The sequence below is a fragment of the Phycicoccus sp. Soil803 genome (genome assembly GCF_001429685.1).
GTDB lineage: Bacteria > Actinomycetota > Actinomycetes > Actinomycetales > Dermatophilaceae > Pedococcus.
Map to the genome: position 1 here is coordinate 2,407,174 of NZ_LMST01000001.1, position 20,804 is coordinate 2,427,977.

Consider the following 20,804-nt stretch of genomic DNA (forward strand, 5'->3'; position numbering starts at 1 on the left):
CATGGCAGGATACGGGACAGGTTCCGATGAAATCGACCAACCACCGCAACTTTTGCGGTGAGTGTCGCTGTTGAGGGGAGATTCTGTGTCTGCGTCGATCGAAGACCGATCCACGCCGTCCTCGCCGGTGGGTCTGCACCGCGTGGTCGAGCCGGCCGGTGCCTGCCTGCCGCAGGCCGCAACCCGGTTGGATGCCTCACCCGAGCTGTGGCCCGACGAGGTGCGCATCGCGATCGAGACGCTCAACCTCGACGCCGCGTCGTTCCGCCAGCTCACCGAGAAGCACGGGGGAGACGGCGCCGCGGTCCGAGCCGAGGTGCTCGACATCGTCGCCACCCGCGGCAAGATGCAGAACCCCGTGACCGGCTCGGGCGGCATGCTCATCGGCACCGTCGAGGAGGTCGGACCGGAGTCCACCCTCGGGCTGTCCGTCGGAGACCGGGTCGCCACCCTCGTCTCGCTGTCCCTGACGCCACTGGTCATCACCGACGAGCTGGCCGGCTGGGACGGACGCTCCGAACGGGTCCCGGCACAGGGCCACGCCATCCTCTTCGGGCGCTCGATCGCTGCGCAGCTGCCCGAGGACCTCGACCCCGACCTCGCGCTGATGGTCATGGACGTGTGCGGCGCACCTGCGCTCGTGGCCAGGGTGGTGCGGGAGTATGCCGAGCGCGGCCTCGCGCCGACCGTGGCAGTCCTCGGCGGGGCCGGGAAGTCCGGCTCCCTCTCCCTGGCTGCCGCGGCCGACGCCGGTGCGGGCCGTCGCATCGCGGTGGTGCCGTTCCAGCGCGAGGCCGACCTGCTGGCCGGCACCGGGCTGGCCGACGAGGTCGTCATCGCCGACGCACGCAGCCCGCTGGGCCTCTCGGAGGCCGTGACGGCAGCCGGCGGTCCGGCCGACGTCACCGTCGTCTGCGTCGACGTGCCCGGGTGCGAGCAGCCCGCCGTCCTGTCGACCGCCCAGGGCGGCACGATCATCTACTTCTCCATGGCGACGCACTTCGCGGCAGCCGCCCTCGGCGCCGAAGGCGTGGCCGCCGACGTGCGGATGCTGGTGGGCAACGGCTACGTCCCCGGCCACGCGGCATACGCGCTCGACCTGATCAGGCGCGACGCCGCGGTCCGCGGCCTGTTCGAGGGACGCCTGCAGGAGTAGCAGGACCAAGGGCCTATCGCTCCCGCAGGGCAGCGTGGTGGGGTGGGCCCATGCCCGAGAGAACCGCTGTGCCCGAAACCCCGGCCTACGCCGCGGAGGACCTCGAGCTCGACCTGCGGTGGTGGGCTGCGGCCAACTACCTGACCGTCGGGCAGATCTACCTGAGGGACAACGCGCTGCTGCGCGAGCCCCTGACCCTGGCGCACACCAAGCCGCGGCTGCTCGGCCACTGGGGCACCAGCCCGGGCCTGTCGATGATCTACGCGCTGCTCAACCGGCGGATCCGCGAGACCGACACCGACTGGCTCTACGTGACCGGGCCCGGGCACGGTGGCCCCGCCCTCGTGGCGGCGGCCTGGCTCGAGGGGACGTACACCGAGGTCTATCCCCAGGTCGGTGACGACGCCGAGGGGGTGCTGAGGCTGTTCCGCCAGTTCTCGTCACCAGGGGGAGTGCCCAGCCACGTCAGCGTGCAGACCCCGGGCTCGATCCACGAAGGAGGCGAGCTCGGCTACGCGTTGGTGCACGCCGCCGGTGCCGCGTTCGACCACCCCGACCTCGTCGTCGCCTGCGTGGTCGGCGACGGGGAGGCCGAGACCGGTCCGTTGGCCGCGTCGTGGCGCCTGCCGAACTTCCTCAACCCCCGGCGCGACGGAGCCGTCCTGCCGATCCTGCACCTCAACGGCTACAAGATCGCCGGCCCGACCGTGCTCGGGCGCACCTCCGACGAGGACGTGGAGGCCTACCTGCGCAGCCAGGGATGGGCACCCGTGACCGTCAGCGGCGACGACCCGCGTGCGGTGTTCCCGGCCCTCCGCTCGGCCCTGGCGGCCGCCCACGACCGGATCCGCGCCATCCAGGCCGAGGCTCGCGACGGCGCCGGACCGGCCGCGCCGGTGCGGCACGCGTGGCCGGCCATCGTGCTGCGCACCCCCAAGGGCTGGACCGGGCCGGACGTGGTGGACGGCAAGCAGGTCGAGGGCACGAACCTCGCCCACCAGGTGCCGTTGTCCGGGCTCTCGAAGGACCCCGCGCACCTGAGGATGCTCGAGGAGTGGCTGCGGACCTATCGACCCGCCGAGCTCTTCGACGCCGACGGGCGGCTCGTGCCCGAGCTGCGGGCCCTCGCCCCGGAGGGCGACCGGCGGATGTCGGCGACTCCCTATGCGAACGGTGGGCACCTGCGGGAGGACCTGCCCCCGGTGGACCTCGCCGCCCACGAGTTCACGGTCACGCCGGCCACCCGGGGTCAGCTCTCGCTCGAGAACACCATCACCTCGGGTCGCCTCATGCGTGACCTGTATGCCGCGACGGCCCGTCCCGACGGTGGCGGCACCTTCCGGCTGTTCTCCCCGGACGAAACGGCAAGCAACCGGCTGCAGCCGGTGTTCGAGGTGACCGACCGCTGCTTCCTCGGTCCACTGCGGGACACGGACGAGCAGCTGGGGCCCGATGGCCGGGTCATGGAGGTGCTGAGCGAGCACCTCTGCCAGGGCTGGCTCGAGGGCTACCTGCTCAGCGGCCGACACGGGGTCTTCGCGACGTACGAGGCGTTCGCGATGGTGTCGGCGTCGATGGCGGTCCAGCACGTGAAGTGGCTCCAGCACGCCCAGGAGCTGCCATGGCGCGCAGACGTGTCGTCGCTCAACGTGCTGCTCACGTCGACCTGCTGGCGCAACGACCACAACGGCTTCTCCCACCAGGGCCCGGGCCTGATCGACTGCCTGATCCCGCTGTCCCCGGAGGTGGTGCGGGTCTTCCTGCCGCCGGACGCCAACACCACCCTGTCGATCACCGACCACTGCCTGCGCAGCACCAACCACGTCAACCTCATCGTCGTGGACAAGCAGAAGCACCTGCAGTACCTCACGCTCGACGAGGCCCACGCGCACTGCGCGGCGGGTGCGGGCGTGTGGGACTGGGCCAGCACCTGTGGTCCGGACGACGAGCCCGACATCGTGCTGGCCTGTGCAGGGGACGTCCCGACCCAGGAGGCCCTCGCGGCCGTCGAGCTGCTCGCCGAGCACGTGCCCGACCTCCGAGTGCGGTTCGTCAACGTAGTCGACCTGATGGCCCTCCTGCCCGAGAACGACCATCCCCACGGTTACCCGGACGCCACGTTCGACGGGTTGTTCACTCCCGACAAGCACGTGGTCTTCGCGTTCCACGGCTACCCCCGCGCCGTCCACCAGCTCATCCACGGGCGCAGCGAGCCCGGGCGGTTCCACGTCCGGGGGTTCAACGAGCAGGGCACCACGACGACGCCGTTCGACATGGTCGTGCTGAACCGGATGAGCCGGTTCCACCTCGCTCTGGAGGTGCTCCGCAGGGTCGAGCGGCAGGTGGCCGGCTCGGATGCCCTGACGGAGCTGTGCGAGCGCCGGCTGTCCGAGCACCGCCCCTACATCGAGGAGCACCTCGAGGACCTGCCCGACATCGCCGAGTGGACCTGGCGTGGCCTCGCTGGCCACGCGGCGACGGATGGGCCGGGCCGGTAGTTTCGACCCCGTGGCCACCACCAGCATCTACATCGCGGGCACCGAGGCGCAGTCCGGCAAGTCGGCGGTGGCCGTCGGGCTGCTCGACCAGCTGTCCCGGCGCGCGGGACGGGTGGGGGTCTACCGGCCCATCGTCCGAGCCGGGGTGCCCGACGAGCTGGTCCGCACGCTGCTGTCGCAGCTGCCCGGCGACCTGACCGTCGACCAGGCGTGCGGCGTCACCTACGACGACCTGCATGCGGACCCCGAGCGGGCGATGGGGTCGATCGTGGATCGGTTCCACGAGGTCGCGCGGGCCCACGACGTGGTCCTCGTGGTGGGGTCGGACTTCACCGACGTCGCGGCCCCCACGGAGTTCTCGGTCAACGCGGCCGTGGCCGCCAACCTGGGGTCGCGTCTCCTGCTCGTCGTCCCGGCCCAGGGCCGCGACCCGGTCGACGTGGCCACGACCGCCGAGATGGCCGTGCAGGCGGCGCGGGAGGCCCACGCCCACGTCACGGGGGTGGTGGCCAACCAGGTGTCCCCGGACCGGCTCACCGAGACCCAGCAGGCCGTGTCCGGCCGGGTGCAGGTGCCCGTGCAGGCCCTGCCCGAGACACCCCTGCTCAGGGCGCCGACCATCCAGGACCTCCTCGACGCGTGTGGCGGTCGGCTCGTCCACGGCGACCCCGCCCGCCTCGACCGCGAGTGCATGGGCCTGGTCGTCGCCGCCATGACGATGCCGCACGTCCTCGACCGGCTGATCGAGGGCGGGGTGGTGATCGTGCCCGGCGACCGGGAGGACGTCGTGCTGGGGGTGCTGCTGGCCCACCGCTCCAAGACCTTCCCGAACCTCGCGGGGATCGTCCTCAACGGCGGGTTCCCCCTGCCGCCGCAGGTGGAGCGGCTGATCGAGGGACTCGACGTCGTGCTGCCGGTGATCGCCACGGACAGCGGCACCATGACCACCGCGTCGCGGCTCGGGGCGGCCCGGGGCCGGCTCACCCCCGACTCGACCCGCAAGCTCGAAGCCGCCGTCGCCATGGTCGAGCGCGGGCTGGACGCCGAGGCCCTGCTGGGTCCGGTCGTGGCGGCCGGCGGGGGCGCGGTCACGCCCCTGATGTTCGAGCACCGCCTCGTCGAGGACGCCCGCGCGTCCGGTGCCCACGTCGTGCTGCCCGAGGGTGCGGAGGACCGCATCCTGCTCGCGGCCGACACGGTCCTGGCCAGGGGCATCGCCAGGCTCACCCTCCTGGGCCCGGAGGAGACCATCCGCGCGAACGCCGCGCGCCTGGGTGTGGACATCTCCGCGGCCGCAGTCGTCGACCCGGCCACCAGCGCGCTGCGCGAGACCTTCGCCAGCGACTACGCCACCCTGCGCGCCCACAAGGGCGTCACCCTCGACCAGGCCCGCGACCGGGTGGTCGACCCGTCGTACTTCGGCACGATGATGGTGCACCAGGGACTGGCCGACGGCATGGTCTCGGGGTGCATCACCACGACGGCCCACACCATCCGGCCGGCCCTCGAGATCGTGCGCACCGCGCCGGACGTCTCGGTGGTCTCCAGTGTCTTCCTGATGTGCCTCGCCGACCGGGTCCTCGTCTACGGCGACTGCGCAGTCAACCCCGACCCCACCGCCGAGCAGCTGGCCGACATCGCGATCTCCTCGGCGCGCACGGCCCAGCAGTTCGGCATCGAGCCACGCGTGGCGATGCTCTCCTACTCGACGGGGGAGTCGGGCAGTGGCGCCGACGTCGACAAGGTGCGCACGGCCACCGCGCTGGTCCACCAGCGGGCTCCCGAGCTGCTCGTCGAGGGCCCGATCCAGTACGACGCCGCCGTCGACCCGCACGTGGCGGCGACCAAGCTCAAGGACAGCCCGGTCGCCGGGCGCGCCACCGTGCTGGTGTTCCCCGACCTCAACACCGGCAACAACACCTACAAGGCCGTGCAGCGCAGCGCCTCGGCGGTGGCCATCGGCCCCGTCCTCCAGGGGCTCAACCGACCCGTCAACGACCTGTCCCGCGGGGCGCTGGTCCGCGACATCGTCAACACCATCGCGATCACCGCCATCCAGGCCGGCGCCTGATGGCCGCGCGGACGGTGCTGGTCGTCAACGCGGGCTCGTCGTCGCTGAAGTACCAGGTCCTCGACACGACGACCGGCGCGACCGCGGCGACCGGCATCGTCGAGCAGATCGGTGGCGCCGGCCACCTGCGCCACACCAGCCAGGGCCGCACGCACGAGGTCGACGTGAGCTGCCCGGACCACCGCGCCGCGCTCCAGGCGGCCCGCTCGGCACTGCGCGAGCACGGACCCGACCTGGTGGCGAGCCCGCCCTTCGCGGTGGGTCACCGGGTCGTCCACGGCGGACCCCGCTTCACCGAACCCGTGGTCATCGACGACGGGGTCATCGCGGCGATCCGTGAGCTCGTGCCGCTGGCGCCGCTGCACAACCCCGCCAACCTCGAGGGGATCCTCAGCGCCCGGGAGTCCTTTCCTGACGTACCGCAGGTGGCAGTCTTCGACACCGCCTTCCACCAGAGCCTCCCCGCACACGCCCACACGTATGCCGTGCCGCTGACGTGGCGGGAGCGTCACCAGGTCCGGCGCTACGGCTTCCACGGCACCTCGCACCGCTTCGTGTCCCGACGCACGGCGGAGCTGCTCGGCCGCGACCCGGGCGACTGCAACGTCATCGTGCTCCACCTCGGCAACGGCGCCAGCGCCTGTGCCGTGCAGGGCGGGCGGAGCATCGACACCTCGATGGGGCTGTCCCCGCTCGAGGGCCTCGTCATGGGCACCCGCTCGGGTGACGTCGACCCGGCGCTGGGCGCCTACCTGGCCCGGGTCGCCGACCTGGACGCCACGGCATACGACGAGGCGCTCAACAAGGCCAGCGGTCTCCTGGGCCTCGCGGGCGTCTCCGACCTGCGCGAGCTCGAAGGCCGGCGCGCCGATGGCGACGCCGACGCAGCGCTGGCGTTCGACGTGATGGTCTACCGGCTGCGCAAGTACGTCGGGGCGTATGCCGTGGCGCTGGGACGCGTGGACGCCATCGCGTTCACGGGGGGCATCGGCGAGAACAGCACCGAGGTCAGGCATGCCGTCCTCAGCGGGTTGGCCGCACTCGGAGTCGAGGTGGACCCGCTCGCCAACGTCGCCGGCGACCCGGAACGGCTGGTCACGGCACCGGACAGCCGGATCCCCGCGTACGTCGTGCCCACCAACGAGGAGCTGGAGATCGCGCGGGCCTGCCTCGCCGTCCTGGGGGAGGACGGCCCCGTCTAGGGTGCTGGACGTGAGCACCCTCTACCGCGGCGGCTTCGTCTACACCCCGATCGACCCGTTCGCGAACGCCATGGTCGTCGACGAGGCAACCGGCACGATCGCGTGGATCGGCGGCGACGACGCCGCCGCCGTGCACGTCGATGCCGTCGACGAGGTGGTCGACCTCGACGGCGCCCTGGTCACCCCGGCCTTCGTCGACGCGCACGCGCACGTGTCACAGACCGGCGCCGGGCTGCGCGGCGTCGACCTGGGCACGACCCGTTCCGTGGCCGAGGCGCTGAGCCGCATCGAGGACGCCGCCCGCCGCAGCCAGGGACGACCGGTCTACGCCCCGAACTGGGACCAGGACCACTGGGCCGAGCACCGGCCGCACACCGGGGCCGAGCTCGACCGGGCCACCTACGGCGGGGTCGTCTACTCGCCCCGTGTGGACGGTCACTCCGCCGTCATCTCCTCTGCCCTGGCCGCCGCTTCAGGCGCCCGTGAGCTGCCCGGCTGGGAAGGTGACGGCCTGGTGACGCGCGACGCCCACCACGCCGCCCGCGAGGCCTTCAACGGCGCCGGCACCCCGGCCCAGCGGCAGGCCGACATCGACCTCGCCCTCCAGTCGGCCGCCGCCGCGGGCATCGGGCTGGTGCAGGAGAACGGCGGGCGGACGCTCTCGGGCACCGACGACTTCGCCGAGGTGCTGGCAGCGGGGGAGCGCGGCGACGGCCCCCAGACGATCGGCTACTGGGCCCAGCTGGTCGCCGACGAGGCGGAGGCTCGCGACGTGGCCACCCTGCGCGGCGCCCGGGGACTGGCGGGAGACCTCAACATCGACGGCTCAGTGGGCTCCCGCACCGCCCACCTGCGCGCGCCGTACGCCGACGCCCCGGGGCACACCGGCAACGCCTACCTCACCGTCGAGCAGGTCCGCGACCACGTCGCGGCGTGCTCCCTGGCCGGGCTGCAGGCGGGGTTCCACGTCATCGGTGACGCCGGGGTCGACACCGCCGTGGCGGGCTTCGAGGCCGCCGCCGAGCTGGTGGGCGCCCCGGTCGTCACCCGGTCGCGGCACCGGCTGGAGCACCTCGAGATGGTCTCCCGCGACGGGATCGAGCGGCTGGTGCGCCTCGGCGTCGGCGCCAGCGTGCAGCCGGCCTTCGACGCGTTCTGGGGCGGCGACCAGGGCATGTATGCCGCGCGGCTGGGTCCCGACCGCGTGCACGGTCGCGACGGCGGCGACAGCGCTCCGATGAACGCGTTCGCGTCGATGATGGCGGCGGGGATGACGGTCGCCTTCGGGTCCGACTCCCCGGTGACCCCGTTCGCCCCGTGGGAAGCCGTCCGGGCCGCGGCGTTCCACCACGACGAGAGCCAGCGGGTGTCCGCCCGGTCGGCCTTCCTGGCCCACACCCGCGGGGGCTGGCGGGCCGCAGGGTTCGACGACCGGGGCTACCTCGACCTCGGGCTGCCCGCCACGTTCGCCGTCTGGGAGGTGGGCGACCTCGTGGTGCAGGCGCCGGACGACCGGATCCAGACCTGGTCGACCGACCCCCGCTCGGGGACGCCGGGGCTCCCGGACCTGTCCCCGGGGGAGCCGGCCCCGACCTGCCTGCGCACCGTGGTGCGCGGTCGCACCGTGTTCGATGCCGGATGATTTGCGGCCCGCTCCACCCTTGACCGCAAATCCTCTCTCCCACTGCTAGATTTGCCGCGTGTCTTCGCGTGTGAAACCTCTCCTCGACCTCGACCCGGCCGACGTCCGCCGGGCCCGCACCTTGGCCCGCAAGGCCGGCCGGCCCGTGGTGAAGCTGGCCCAGAGCCACACCACCGTGAGCGTCGAGCGGGCCACCTTGCGCCTCGCCGGACTGGGCGGCGCGGACCACGAGCGGGTGCCGTGGGTCAACCACCTCGTCGACGCCGTCCGCGCGGAGGTGGGGCTCGAGCACGGCATCACCAACCCGGTCTTCGACGCGCTGCGCAGGGGAGAGGCCCCCGACCTGCTGACCCTGGCGCAGAAGGCCGCCAGCGGCTCGGTCCAGTTCCGGCTCCCGGAGGGCAGGGCCGCCACCGCGGCAGCCAAGGACGCGCGCCGCGAGGTGAGCCGCGGCATCCGGACCATCGACAAGCAGCGGGCCGCCCGCGACCGCCTCATCAAGCGGCACGGTGACCCGGAGCAGCGCCCCTGGATCTACCTCATCGTCGCCACCGGCGACATCTACGAGGACATCCCGCAGGCGCAGAACGCCGCCCGCGAGGGCGCCGACATCATCGCCGTGATCCGCTCCACCGGTCAGTCGCTGCTCGACTACGTGCCCGAGGGCGCCACCCGGGAGGGGTATGCCGGCACGTACGCCACCCAGGAGAACTTCCGCCTCATGCGGGCGGCCCTGGACGAGACGTCCAAGGAGCTGGGTCGCTACATCCGGCTGACCAACTACGCATCCGGCCTGTGCATGCCCGAGATCGCCACCCTGGCCGGGCTCGAGCGGCTCGACATGATGCTGAACGACTCGATGTACGGGATCCTCTTCCGCGACATCAACCCGATCCGGACATTCGTCGACCAGCGGTTCAGCCGCCAGATCCACGCCCGAGCCGGGATCATCATCAACACCGGCGAGGACAACTACCTCACCACCGCCGACGCCGTCGAGGCAGCGCACACGGTCACCGTGAGCCAGCTGCTCAACGAGTACTTCGCCAAGGAGGCCGGGCTGGAGGACTGGCAGCTCGGCCTGGGCCACGCCTTCGAGATCAACCCCGAGATCCCCGACTCGTTCCGGATGGAGCTGGCCCACGCCCTGCTGGCCCGGCAGCTCTTCCCCGACGCGCCGCTGAAGTGGATGCCGCCGACCAAGCACATGACCGGCGACGTCTTCCGCGGCTACCTCCTCGACGGGTTCTTCAACCTGGTCGGAGCCATGACCGGTCAGGGGATCCTCCTGGTCGGCATGATGACCGAGGCGGTCGTGACGCCGTTCCTGTCCGACCGCGACCTGGCCCTGCAGAACGTGCGGTACGTCCTCAACGCCGCCGGCGGCCTCACCGAGGACTTCCACCCGCCCCGCGACGGGTTCATCCAGACCCGGGCCAGGGGAGTGCTGTCCGAGGCCATCGACCTGCTGACGACCATCACCGAGGAGCCCGGGAAGGCGCCGCTGCTCGAGGCGATCGCCGATGGCACCTTCGGCCTGATGAAGCGCCCCGCGAACGCGGGCAAGGGCCTCGACGGTGTGGTGGTCCGCGCCGAGGGCTACGACAACCCCGCGACGACCCTCCTGGAGACGGGGGAGACCCGATGACCCCGGCCCAGGACCCGCGCACCACCGACAAGGCGATGCCGCTCGACCCGATGCCCGTCAAGGCCACCACCAAGGGGGCCAAGGCCGCGCGGAAGACGCCCGACATCGTCCGGCCCTACGGCGACACCACCGGCGACGGCATGGTGCAGGTGTCGTTCACGCTGCCCGTCCCGCACGACAAGCGGGCCGAGGGCGCCGCCCTCCAGCTCGCCGCCAAGATGGGCCTTGAGCCGGCGCTGCTCGTGCACGCCAAGCCGATGGGGCCCGACTTCACCTTCTTCGTCGTCTACGGCAGCGCGACCCACCTGGTCGACCTCCGGGAGGTCACCGTCGTGGAGCGGGAGTTTCCGCTGCTCAGCCCGACCGAGGTCAACAAGGCGATCAAGGGCCGGCTGCGGCGCAAGCTCGTCGTGGTCGGCGCCTGCATCGGCACCGACGCCCACACGGTCGGGATCGACGCGATCCTCAACATCAAGGGTTTCGCGGGGGAGAAGGGCCTGGAGTACTACCGCGAGATCAAGGTCGTGAACCTCGGCGCCCAGGTGCTGGTGCCCGAGCTCGTCGCCCGGGCCCGGGCCGAGAAGGCCGATGCCGTGATGGTCAGCCAGGTCGTCACCCAGCGCGACGCCCACATCCACAACACCACCACCATGAGTGCGGCCTTCCGCGAGGCCTACCCTGCCGGTCAGGTGCCGCTGCTCGTCGTCGGCGGTCCACGGTTCGAGGAGGGGTCGGCGCCCAAGCTCGGGGTCGACCGGATCTTCGGACGTGGCACCACCCCCGGCGAGGTGGCCAGCTACCTGGTGCACGCGCTCGCCCCCTCGGACCCCCGCTCGAAGGAGAAGTGATGACCGCCCCCACCGGAGCGACCGTCGGCCTCACCGTCACGCATCGCCGCTACGTCCCGTACAGCCACGCGCACTACGCCGGCAACCTCGTCGACGGCGCCTACTCGCTCGCGGCCTTCGGTGACGTGGCCACCGAGATGTGCATCCGCACCGACGGCGACGAGGGCCTGTTCGCGTCCTACTCCGACGTCCAGTTCAAGGCGCCCGTCCGGGCCGGTGACGTCATCGAGATCGAGGCCCGGCTCGTGCGGGCAGGGACCCGCAGCCGCGAGATGGAGTTCGAGGTCCGAGTGGTGGGACGGGGCGCGCCCGATCGCGGCGAGTCCGCGGCCGATCTCCTGGACCCTCCCGTCGTGGCCACGACAGCGCGCGGTGTTGTCGTGGTTCCGCCACCGACGCCGACTCCCTGAGGCGGATCCCGGCGTGTCGCACGCGACACGCCGACCGTTCGTCGATTGCCCACAGATTCCTTGCAGCACAACGGTTTTGGACGACCCGCATGACCTGCGCAAATGCGCGTTCCCCTGGGTGAGCTCCGGGTTGACACCCGCCGTCGCGGCGGTAAGTTGGCCCACGGTTGTTCACTGATGGACCGTCGACCAGGGGGAAGCCAGACCGGAGAAGCATGCATTGCCCGGTGGCTAGCGCGCGCAGCCACCGCCCTGCCAGCAGTGACGTGTGACCCCGAACTGGTGCCCCGCTCGAGGCGGTGGTGGACGGCGGTACGGCCCGCGCGCTCAGTAGACAACAGCAGGATGTCGGCACCCAGTCGGCCCCTTGCTGGTCCCAACGGCAGCGCGGGCCGTTCCGTGTCCTACCGTGGTCCCGTGCCCCTGTCGACCCAAACCCCGTCGACCCTGAGCCTGCGAGCGGGAACCCGCCTCGTCGTCGCCACGGCTTCCGGCCTCCTGACCGCGCAGGCCTTCCCCGAGCACGACGTCTGGTGGCTCGCGCCCGTCGGCGTCGGCATGCTGTCCGCCGCCGCGCTCGGCGCCCGGTGGCGGCTCGCGCTCCTGCTCGGCCTCGCCCACGGTCTCGGCTTCTTCCTGCCGACCCTGTCGTGGTCAGGCGTCTACGTCGGCAACCTCCCGTGGATCGCCCTGTGCACCCTCGAGGCGCTGTACATCGCGGTGATGTGCGCCGTCACCGCCGCCGTCCAGCGTCCCCTGCTCGGCTCGCCGGCTCCGACCCCTCGCACATGCCGCGGTGCCGCTGGCGTGGGTGCTGCAGGAGTGGGCGCGCGGCACGACCCCGTTCGGGGGCTTCCCGTGGGCCCGGCTCGCGTTCAGCCAGGCCGACAGCCCGCTGGCACCACTGGCGCGCTTCGCCGGCGCGCCCGGCCTGACCTTCGCGGTCGCGGCGCTCGGGGTGCTCCTCCACCTCGCGGGGCGTGAGCTGACCCACCGCGTCGGGCGTCCCCGCCGCAGCCTCCCCGCGGCATACCGGTCCCTGGGTGCCGCGCTGGTCGTCCTCGCGCTGGCACCACTCGGGCTCGCCGTGGCCACGACCCCGCCCACGGACGGGCGGGCGGTGTCCGTGCTCTTCGTGCAGGGCAACGTGCCCAAGCCCGGCCTGGACTTCAACGCCGAACGCCGCAAGGTCCTCGACAACCACGTCCAGGGGACCCTCGGGGCGGTCGCGACCGGGCACGCCGCGCCCACGCTCGTCGTGTGGCCGGAGAACTCGTCCGATATCGACCCGCTGCTCAACGACGACGCGGCCGCCGACATCCAGCTCGCGCTGCAGACCGTCAAGGCGCCACTGCTCGTCGGAGCGGTCCTGCAGGGACCGGATCCCTACATCTCGAACGCCAGCCTGTTCTACCGGCCGGGTGGGGGCGCTCCGCAGCGGTACGTCAAGCAGCACCCTGTGCCGTTCGCCGAGTACATCCCGTACCGCAGCTTCTTCCGGAACTTCAGCGACAAGGTCGACCTGGTCACCAAGGACTTCACCCGCGGTGACCGGCCCGGTGGGTTCGAGGTGCCGGTGGCGGGGGAGCGGCCCTACTGGATCATCCCCACCATCTGCTTCGAGGTGGCCTACGACGGCTTGATGCGCGACTCCACGCTCCAACCGGGGCGCGACGCCAGCATCCTCGCGGTGCAGACCAACAACGCGACGTTCGGCTACACGGCCGAGTCCGAGCAGCAGTTCGCGATCAGCCGGCTGCGCGCCATCGAGCACGGACGCTCGGTCGTGCACGTCTCGACGGTCGGCGTCAGCGGCTTCATCAACCCCGACGGAACGTACGTGGACAAGACCTCGTTGTTCACCGCAGCAGCCCGCTACGGGTCGCCGGTGGTCCGCACCGAGGTTACCCCGTCCGACCGGCTGGGCCCCCTGCCGGAGTATGCCGCGGGGATCGCGTTCGTCGGACTCCTGGCACTCGGCCTGTGGCTGCGGCGCAGGACCGCTAGGGTCGAGCGCGCCGCTGACGGACCGCCCGCACCGGCTCACCAACGAAGGGACCGCGTCGTTGTCTGACCAGATCGACCGGGTGCTCGTCTGCATCCCGACCTACAACGAGCGCGAGAACCTGCCCCGCATCGTCGAACGGCTGCGTGCGGCAGTGCCCTCCGCGGACGTCCTCGTCCTCGACGACAACTCGCCGGACGGCACCGGTGCCGTGGCCGACGAGCTCGTCGCCGCGGACCCGCAGGTGCACGTCCTGCACCGGCCGGGCAAGCAGGGGCTGGGCAACGCCTACCTCGCGGGCTTCGCGTGGGGCCTGGACCAGGGCTACGGCGCCATCGTGGAGATGGACGCCGACGGCTCCCACCAGCCCGAGCAGCTCCCGGCCCTCCTCGCTGCGCTGCCCGATGCCGACCTCGTCATCGGCGCCCGGTGGGTGCGTGGCGGCAGCGTCGTGAACTGGCCGCTGCACCGCAAGGCGCTCAGCGTCGGGGCCAACATCTACACGCGGGCCCTCCTCGGGATGCCGGTGCACGACGCGACGGCCGGTTACCGCGTCTACCGCGCGAGCGCGCTCGAGACCATCGGGCTCGACCACGTGGCGTCGCAGGGCTACTGCTTCCAGGTCGACCTCACCCAGCGGGCCGTGCGGCTCGGGCTCCGGGTCGTCGAGGTGCCGATCACCTTCGTCGAGCGCGAGATCGGTGACTCCAAGATGAGCGGCGACATCATGCGCGAGTCACTCCAGCGGATCACCGCATGGGGCCTGTCGCACCGTGCCGACCAGGTGCGTCGGCTGGGCCGTCGGGAGCCCACATGGCACCGGCTGTAGGTCGCACCCCCTTCGCCCGCCGACGCCGGCCGCGCTGGCTGGCGGTGGTGTTCGTCCTGCTGCTCGTCGTCCCGGTCCTGGAGATCGCCGCCATCATCGCCGTCGGCAAGGCGATCGGCGGCTGGCAGACCCTGGTGCTGCTGCTCGTCGAGTCCGCGCTGGGAGCCTGGCTGGTCCGGCGCGAGGGTGCGCGGGCCTGGAAGGCGCTGACCACCGCCCTCAACACGGGGCAGATGCCCAGCCGTCAGCTCGCGGACGCCGCCCTGGTCCTCGTCGGCGGCACGCTGCTGCTCGCTCCGGGTTTCCTGACCGACATCGTCGGCTTCTTCTTCATCCTGCCGCTGACCCGCCCGATCGCCCGGACCGCGCTCGAGGCCGTCGTGGCCAAGCGGCTCCTCGGGGGGATCTTCGGCACCGGGCGTGGGGGAGCCGGCGGCCAGCCGCCGTCGGGACCAGACATCATCGAGGGCGAGGTCCTCTAGCCGGCCACGCGGCATACCGGGAATGACGAAGGCCACGCCCTGGGGGCGTGGCCTTCGTCGTGTCTTGGGAGGTCGGGGTGGGTCAGGCGGTGCGCTTGCGGCGCGGCTTCTCGCCCCGCGACTCACGCAGGAGGGTCAGTCGCTCCTCGAGCAGCTCCTCCAGCTCCGGGATGGAGCGACGCTCGAGCAGCATGTCCCAGTGGGTGCGGACGTGCTTGACCTGCTTGGCCACGGGCTCGGGTCCGTCGACCAGCCGGGCCTCTTCGCCGCAGCGGCATTCCCACGTGGGCGGGATCTCGGCCTCGATCGAGAAGGGCAGCTCGGTGCGGTGGCCCAGGGGGCACACGTACGCGGTGATCTGGCGCTCGCTCGGAACGACGTGGTCGTCGGTCTCCAAGCTGTGCGAAACCATTCGGCTGCCCCGGAGGGTGCGTTCTGCCATGAGGGGGTTCTCCCAACGTGCTTGGTACCCTGCCCGCTCGGGTGGGGGCGAAAGGGATTCGTTACTGCCAACGCCGCGGATGGGTTCAATGTTCCGAATCCGCGAGGTATGTACCCGTGATGACGAACCAACACGCCCCAGCGTTGGCCGATGTGACGCAAGTCACACCTCAGACCACGGCGGGCACCTCGTTGCCGGCGTCGACGATGCCCTGGCGCACGTCGACCTTGCGGAGCAGGACGAAGCCCAGCACGAAGAAGACGATGAGCGCCACGATGGCCGGGCGGTAGGAGTCGGTCAGCTGGTGGACCAGGCCGAAGAGCAGCGTGCCGAACCACGACGTGCCGCGCTCCATCGCCTGGTAGAAGGCGAAGAACTCCGCCTCGCGGCTCTTGGGGACGAGCTGGCTGAACAGCGAACGGCTGAGCGCCTGGCTGCCACCCAGGACGATGCCGATGAGCACGCCGAGGGCGACGAAGGGGATGAACGCCTTCTCCGGCACGAAGAACGCCGCGACGACGATGCCGGACCACGCGACGAGGGACCCGAGGATCGTGCGCCACGCGCCGTACCGCCGGGCGAACCGGCCGAACAGCAGGGCTCCTCCGAAGGCCACGAACTGCACGAGCAGGATGAGCGCGATGAGCTGCTCCTGGGCGAACTTGAGCTCCTCGGCGCCGTAGAGGCTGCTCGAGGAGATGACGGTCTGGATGCCGTCGTTGAAGAACAGGTAGGCGAGCAGGAACATCAGGGTGTGGGGGTAGGTCCGCAGGTCGCGGAAGGTGTGGCCGAGCTGGGCGTAGCTGCCCCGCACGATCCCGGCGGAGGGTTCCTCGACCCGGGCGATCTCGCCGCCACGCAGGTTCCACAGGCCACGCACCGGGATGAGCGTGAACAGGCCCCACCACAGGCCGGCTGACAGCATGCTGATCCGGACGGCCATGCCCTTGTCGACCCCGACCAGGTCGGGCTTGGAGACGATGACGAGGTTGATCGCGAGGAGCAGGCCACCTCCGAGGTAGCCCAGCGCCCAGCCCCGCGACGAGACGTCGTCACGCTCGTCCGGGGAGGCGATCCGGCAGAGGATCGCGTCGTAGACGACCAGCGACGAACCCAGTGCGATCGTGGCCAGGATCATCATCACCGACCCGAAGCGCCAGTTCTCGCCGCGGAGGAAGAACAGGAGCGAGGCGGCCACGGCCCCGGCCCAGGCGAAGCCACCGAGCAGCCGCGCCGGACGCGGGGTGCGGTCGGCGATGGCCCCGACGAAGACGAGCAGGACCGCGCTGATGATGGTCGACAGCGTCACGGTGTAGGAGGCGACCGAACCCGGGTCGAGGGGTGCGGTCAGGACGAGCAGGAGACCACCCGCTCCGGCGACGGCCAACGGGATGCCGGTCGGCAGCAGGTTCGGCCGGTTGCGGATCAGCTGGACCACGGTGAGCACGAGGGCGGCGAGCCCCAGCAGCGTCAGGCCCAGCCCGACCTGCCAGACCCCGCTGGGCAGGTCGGCTGCTGCCGGGATGACGTGCAGGTCGACGTGGCAGGCCGCATCGCTGTCCTGGCCCGGGCAGGCGGCCTCCTTGGCGACGGTGGTCAGGTAGGGCGCGAAGAGGACGGTCCCCACCGTCGTGACGAAGGCGGAGTTGGCCCAGTCGTACCAGTACCAGGCCCTGCGGTGAGCCTGGTGCTCCGACGTCGTCGACCGTGACGGTGCCGCCTCTGTTGTCATGCGTGAAGGGTGGCACAGCGGCCGGTCCGCCAGATGGGTATTCGTACCCAGAAGCGACGGCGAGTCGGGGTGGTGCGGTGACTAGCCGGCATACTCCCAGTGCCACGGCTCGGGCAGCGAGCCGGACGGCTCGGCCCAGTCCGGGTGGAACCACCCGTAGAGCGGGGCGTTCTGCTTCATCCAGAGGTGGGCGGGGGTGCCGAAGTTGTTGATCCCGCCGCACAGGTCCACGGCCCTACCCATGCCGTGCTCGCTGCGCCCAGGGGTGGCCGCCCACTTGCCCTTGACTGCCTTGACGGACACCTGCTCGGCGTAGGAGCGGTAGGAGTCGGTGACGCAGATGGGGGAGCCGGTGTCCTTCTGGTAGGCGATGCTCATGGCGTTGAACGCCGCTGCGGCGCCCGGGCGCAGGCTCTGGCCGGCGGCTCCGAACAGCGGGCACAGGGCGGCCACGGGGATCTTGCCGTTGGGGTACTCGCCCTCGTTGGTGCTGCACGCCTTGACCGAGCCGTCGGCGAGCACGCCGGGGACGACCAGCGCGGCGCGCAGTCGCTTCGTGGCCTCGATCGCGGCCGGATCGCCGCTGCCCAGGAGCAGCCCGGCGACCGGTCCGGCCTTGGCGACCTGCTCGGCGTGCAGCTGCCGGGTGGCGTCGAGCTGGGCCTTCTGCTCCTTGACGACCACGTCGAGCTTCTTCTTCGCGTCGGCGGCCGCGGTGGCGGCCTCCGTCGCACGGGTGCTCGCCTCGACCGCCTTGAGCGCGATGGCGCGCTGCAGCTGGGTCTGGTTCTGGACGCGCTCGATCTGCCAGCTGCGCTGGTCACTGAGGTAGGAGAGCTGGGCGGCGGTGTCGCTCGCCTCCGCCGCCGGCTTGGCCAGCGTGTCGAGCAGCGTGCCCATGTCACTGATGCTGCCGCCCGTGCCGGCGTAGGCGAGGTAGGCCCACTGGCCCAGGGCCCGGCGGTCCTCGCCCAGTCGGGTGCTCAGCTGCTGGTAGAGCAGGACGTTGCGGTTGGCCTCCTCGCGGGCAGCGCGTTCGGCGTCCCGTGCGGCGGCGTACTTCTGCAGGAGCTCGTTGGCCTCGAGGGCGAGCCGGTCGAGCTTGGTGGCGGCCGCAGCGATCCCAGCGTTGGAGGCGGTCAGGTCCTCGGTGAGGGCGTCCGCCGCGGCGATCTGCGCGGCCAGCTCCGCCGGGCTGAGGGTGTTCTCGCCACCGGCGCCCAGGGTAGCCGTCGCGCCTGCGGAGGTGGTGCCGCTCCCGGTGGTCACGCTGCCGGTCGCGGGTGTGTGGCTCGCGACGGTGGACGCAGGGGGCGGGGTCGTTGTGGTGCTTGTGGACGATGTGACGGGTGGGGTCGTGTTCGAGGCGTAGGCCGGCGAGAAACCTGCCAGCGTCACCACAGCAAAAGCACCTGCGACCACACTGGCTCGCATTCCGAGCCCGACCACGATTGCCACTCCCTCGTCCGCCACCCCCCTCGGGCGGCTCTGCTACCTCAACGCAGGGTAACCCCGGAAGGTCACGGTCCGTCTCCTGCTTTCGGCGGAGAACTCCTGGCCATCAGGCTGACCCGGTGCCCGGCAGGACCGAGCTGACCGACCTCCACGAACCCCCGTCGCCGGTGGAAGGCCAGGGAGGGCTCGTTCGGGGGGTCGACGTTGACCTCGAGGACCAGGCGGCCCCTGGGCGCCGCCGACGCCTCGACCGCGTCGTAGACCGCGGAGGCCAGGCCCCGGCGCCGGAACCGGTCGTCGATGACGATCCGGTCGAGGTAGTCGAAGCGGTCACCGAACCGCTCCGTGAACCAGCGGTAGTTCGCGGAGTCGTACTCCGTGCCCGGGCCGAACACGAGGACGAACCCCGCCGTCTCGCCGTCGCACTGGATGAGGTCTGCACGGGTGGCCCAGCCACGCAGCCGCGCGAGGCGTTCGCCGTCCATGGGGGAGAGGAGCTCCACGTGGTCGGCGTTGAGCTGCAGCACGGCGGGTACGTCGGCATCGGTCATCGGACGCAGGACGTCGTGGGCCTCCATGATCCGAGTCTGCCACCCATGACGTATGTCACTTCCGCGCAGGTCAGCCCCTGCATAGCCTCCGGGCGTCAGCGCGGTGACGTTCCGGTCATCCCCGGCACCGCGGTCTCCCCACCCCAACGCCAACCACGAGTTCCAGGAGCGTGCGTCCATGCCCATTTCCTCCCACAGCAGGCGCACGGGGGTGCTGGCCGGCTCCGCCGTGGTCGCGCTCGCCGCTGCCACGGTCGCCGGCGCCGGTGCGGCGAGTGCCCACGCGTCGCCCGGCCCCGACCACCGCCTGACCCCGCGCACCCACTTCACGATGGCGGCCGACGGGTCGAGCGGGACGCGGGTCGGGGGAGAGGGGATCCCCAACATCGACTCGGTCAAGAAGACGATCTACGCCTACTACGGCGACCCCACCGGCACCGGTCAGGCCAACCCCAGCGACTCGCCCTACATCCGTGAGCTGAGCGCGATCATCGCCAAGGAGCGCCGGGCGCTGCCTCGGTTGCTGGCCGACGCCAAGCGTCATCACCGGCAGCCCGCGATCGTCTTCGACGCCGACGACACCACCCTCTGGACCTACCAGATGGAGGTCGGCGACATGAAGTTCGTCTTCACCCCCGCTGCCCAGGCGCCGTGGGTCGACGGCGAGCGCTTCCCGGCCACCCCGGGCATGGTCGACTTCGTCAACGACGCCCAGGCGATGGGCTTCACGATCTTCGGGCTGACCGGGCGCAGCGACAGCCAGAAGACCCACACGGTCAACAACCTGGCCAAGGTCGGCTACACGGCCTTCACGTCCGACCACTACTTCACCAAGTACAACTCGGGCACCACGCCGCCGGCCTACCTCGCCTGCGTCGCCGCCCCGACCTGCACCACCGTGGAGTACAAGGCCGGCACCCGCAAGCACATCGAGCAGGACCTCGGGTACGACATCGTCCTCAACGTCGGCGACCAGTTCTCCGACCTGCAGGGCGGGTATGCCGACCACAGCCTCAAGCTGCCCAACCCCACCTACTACCTGCCGTCGCCGGACCTGCCCGGGGTCGACGAGCCCTGGCTGGCTCCCCGGACCCACTTCACGATGGCTCCGGACGGGTCGAGCGGGCTGACCGCCGGGGGAGAGGGCATCCCCAACATCGACTCGGTCAAGAAGACGATCTACGCCTACTACGGCGACCCGACGGGCTCCGGCGCCGCCAACACCACCTCGTCGCCGTACATCTCGGAGATGACCAAGATCGTGGGGCAGCAGCGCAGCGGGCTGCCGCAGACCTGCGCCACCGAGGCCAGTCGGGGTCAGCACCCGGCTGTCGTGCTCGACGCCGACGACACCACCCTGTGGGGCTACGAGATGGAGGTCGGGGCGATGAAGTTCGTCTTCAACCCGACCGTCCAGGACACCCAGTGGGTCCAGCCCCAGAAGTTCCTCGCCACTCCGGGGATGGTCTCGCTCGCCAACGACGCGTCGGCGGCCGGCTGCACCCTGGTCGGCCTGACCGGGCGCAACGACAACCAGAAGGCGGCGACGCTCGGCAACCTCGCCAAGGTCGGCTACACCGGGTTCACCTCCGACAACTACTTCACCAAGTGGGTCACCGGCACGACGCCCCCGGCGTACGTCACCCCGGCCGACTGCGTGAAGTACCCGACGTGCAGCACCGTCGAGTACAAGTCCACGGTGCGCAAGCACGTGGAGCGTGACCTCGGGTACGACGTGGTGGCCAACTTCGGCGACCAGTACAGCGACCTGGTCGGCGGCAGTGCCGACCGCGTGGTCAAGCTGCCGAACCCGATGTACTACCTGCCCTGAGC

16 protein-coding genes and 1 pseudogene are annotated in these 20,804 nt (G+C 71.4%); 13 read left to right on the forward strand and 4 right to left on the reverse strand.

Going from position 1 to position 20,804, the window contains the following annotated elements; all coding sequences use genetic code 11:
• Positions 1–85 precede the first annotated feature (85 nt).
• The 12 genes and pseudogenes from ASG95_RS10995 (at position 86) to ASG95_RS11045 (ending at position 14,791) form a co-directional block, all read left to right on the forward strand.
• On the forward strand, positions 86–1,156 hold the full coding sequence (locus ASG95_RS10995; protein WP_235543759.1) for an L-erythro-3,5-diaminohexanoate dehydrogenase: 1,071 nt from the start codon (positions 86–88) through the stop codon (positions 1,154–1,156).
• Between the two features lie 50 nt (positions 1,157–1,206).
• A complete protein-coding gene (locus tag ASG95_RS11000; protein ID WP_057377478.1) occupies positions 1,207–3,654 on the forward strand; it encodes a phosphoketolase in 2,448 nt (815 codons plus the stop codon).
• A 10-nt stretch (positions 3,655–3,664) separates the two neighbouring features.
• Complete coding sequence (gene pta / locus ASG95_RS11005; protein WP_235543761.1) at positions 3,665–5,725, forward strand: phosphate acetyltransferase; 2,061 nt, start codon at positions 3,665–3,667, stop codon at positions 5,723–5,725.
• A complete protein-coding gene (locus tag ASG95_RS11010) occupies positions 5,725–6,927 on the forward strand; it encodes an acetate/propionate family kinase (RefSeq protein WP_057377479.1) in 1,203 nt (400 codons plus the stop codon). The genes pta and ASG95_RS11010 overlap by 1 nt, the downstream gene beginning before the upstream one ends.
• 10 nt (positions 6,928–6,937) lie before the next feature.
• On the forward strand, positions 6,938–8,569 hold the full coding sequence (locus ASG95_RS11015; protein WP_369820376.1) for an amidohydrolase: 1,632 nt from the start codon (positions 6,938–6,940) through the stop codon (positions 8,567–8,569).
• A 58-nt stretch (positions 8,570–8,627) separates the two neighbouring features.
• Positions 8,628–10,217, forward strand: a complete 1,590-nt coding sequence (locus tag ASG95_RS11020) for a lysine 5,6-aminomutase subunit alpha (protein WP_235543763.1) — start codon at positions 8,628–8,630, stop codon at positions 10,215–10,217.
• Positions 10,214–11,065, forward strand: a complete 852-nt coding sequence (locus ASG95_RS11025) for an OAM dimerization domain-containing protein (protein ID WP_082592495.1) — start codon at positions 10,214–10,216, stop codon at positions 11,063–11,065. The genes ASG95_RS11020 and ASG95_RS11025 overlap by 4 nt, the downstream gene beginning before the upstream one ends.
• Positions 11,065–11,475 (forward strand): hotdog domain-containing protein, encoded by a 411-nt coding sequence (locus ASG95_RS11030; protein WP_056920992.1) that lies wholly within the window; start codon positions 11,065–11,067, stop codon positions 11,473–11,475. Before ASG95_RS11025 ends, ASG95_RS11030 begins: the two co-directional genes overlap by 1 nt.
• A gap of 345 nt (positions 11,476–11,820) precedes the next feature.
• Positions 11,821–12,174: pseudogene (locus tag ASG95_RS22215) on the forward strand (hypothetical protein); the annotation flags it as partial.
• Between the two features lie 97 nt (positions 12,175–12,271).
• Positions 12,272–13,549 (forward strand): apolipoprotein N-acyltransferase, encoded by a 1,278-nt coding sequence (gene lnt, locus ASG95_RS22055; RefSeq protein ID WP_157581962.1) that lies wholly within the window; start codon positions 12,272–12,274, stop codon positions 13,547–13,549.
• Positions 13,542–14,309, forward strand: coding sequence for a polyprenol monophosphomannose synthase (locus ASG95_RS11040; protein WP_057377482.1), 768 nt, complete (start codon positions 13,542–13,544; stop codon positions 14,307–14,309). The genes lnt and ASG95_RS11040 overlap by 8 nt, the downstream gene beginning before the upstream one ends.
• The gene (locus tag ASG95_RS11045) at positions 14,294–14,791 is read left to right on the forward strand and encodes an FxsA family protein (RefSeq protein WP_056920990.1); all 498 of its coding nucleotides are present in this window, start codon (positions 14,294–14,296) and stop codon (positions 14,789–14,791) included. Before ASG95_RS11040 ends, ASG95_RS11045 begins: the two co-directional genes overlap by 16 nt.
• Positions 14,792–14,873: 82 nt before the next feature.
• Here the strand turns inward: ASG95_RS11045 and ASG95_RS11050 are convergent, their stop codons facing one another.
• From ASG95_RS11050 to ASG95_RS11065, 4 genes are all read right to left on the reverse strand, one after another.
• Positions 14,874–15,233 carry an RNA polymerase-binding protein RbpA gene (locus ASG95_RS11050; RefSeq protein WP_056920989.1) on the reverse strand — a complete coding sequence of 120 codons (360 nt, stop codon included), beginning with the start codon at positions 15,231–15,233 and terminating at the stop codon, positions 14,874–14,876.
• Between the two features lie 169 nt (positions 15,234–15,402).
• Positions 15,403–16,965, reverse strand: a complete 1,563-nt coding sequence (locus ASG95_RS11055; protein ID WP_057377483.1) for an MFS transporter — start codon at positions 16,963–16,965, stop codon at positions 15,403–15,405.
• Between the two features lie 81 nt (positions 16,966–17,046).
• The gene (locus ASG95_RS21795) at positions 17,047–18,234 is read right to left on the reverse strand and encodes a D-alanyl-D-alanine carboxypeptidase family protein (RefSeq protein WP_057377484.1); all 1,188 of its coding nucleotides are present in this window, start codon (positions 18,232–18,234) and stop codon (positions 17,047–17,049) included.
• Between the two features lie 251 nt (positions 18,235–18,485).
• Positions 18,486–18,998 carry a GNAT family N-acetyltransferase gene (locus ASG95_RS11065; RefSeq protein WP_057377485.1) on the reverse strand — a complete coding sequence of 171 codons (513 nt, stop codon included), beginning with the start codon at positions 18,996–18,998 and terminating at the stop codon, positions 18,486–18,488.
• Between the two features lie 151 nt (positions 18,999–19,149).
• Between ASG95_RS11065 and ASG95_RS11070 the strand changes: the two genes are divergently transcribed.
• On the forward strand, positions 19,150–20,802 hold the full coding sequence (locus ASG95_RS11070; RefSeq protein ID WP_057378864.1) for an HAD family acid phosphatase: 1,653 nt from the start codon (positions 19,150–19,152) through the stop codon (positions 20,800–20,802).
• Positions 20,803–20,804 lie beyond the last annotated feature (2 nt).

Coding starts and splice junctions, on each gene's coding strand:
- ASG95_RS11000 (WP_057377478.1), top strand. CDS start 1,207: ATGCCCGAGAGAACCGCTGTGCCCGAAACCCCGGCCTACGCCGCGGAG.
- ASG95_RS11010 (WP_057377479.1), top strand. CDS start 5,725: ATGGCCGCGCGGACGGTGCTGGTCGTCAACGCGGGCTCGTCGTCGCTG.
- ASG95_RS11025 (WP_082592495.1), top strand. CDS start 10,214: ATGACCCCGGCCCAGGACCCGCGCACCACCGACAAGGCGATGCCGCTC.
- ASG95_RS11030 (WP_056920992.1), top strand. CDS start 11,065: ATGACCGCCCCCACCGGAGCGACCGTCGGCCTCACCGTCACGCATCGC.
- ASG95_RS11045 (WP_056920990.1), top strand. CDS start 14,294: ATGGCACCGGCTGTAGGTCGCACCCCCTTCGCCCGCCGACGCCGGCCG.
- ASG95_RS11050 (WP_056920989.1), bottom strand. CDS start 15,233: ATGGCAGAACGCACCCTCCGGGGCAGCCGAATGGTTTCGCACAGCTTG.
- ASG95_RS11055 (WP_057377483.1), bottom strand. CDS start 16,965: ATGACAACAGAGGCGGCACCGTCACGGTCGACGACGTCGGAGCACCAG.
- ASG95_RS11065 (WP_057377485.1), bottom strand. CDS start 18,998: ATGGAGGCCCACGACGTCCTGCGTCCGATGACCGATGCCGACGTACCC.
- ASG95_RS11070 (WP_057378864.1), top strand. CDS start 19,150: ATGCCCATTTCCTCCCACAGCAGGCGCACGGGGGTGCTGGCCGGCTCC.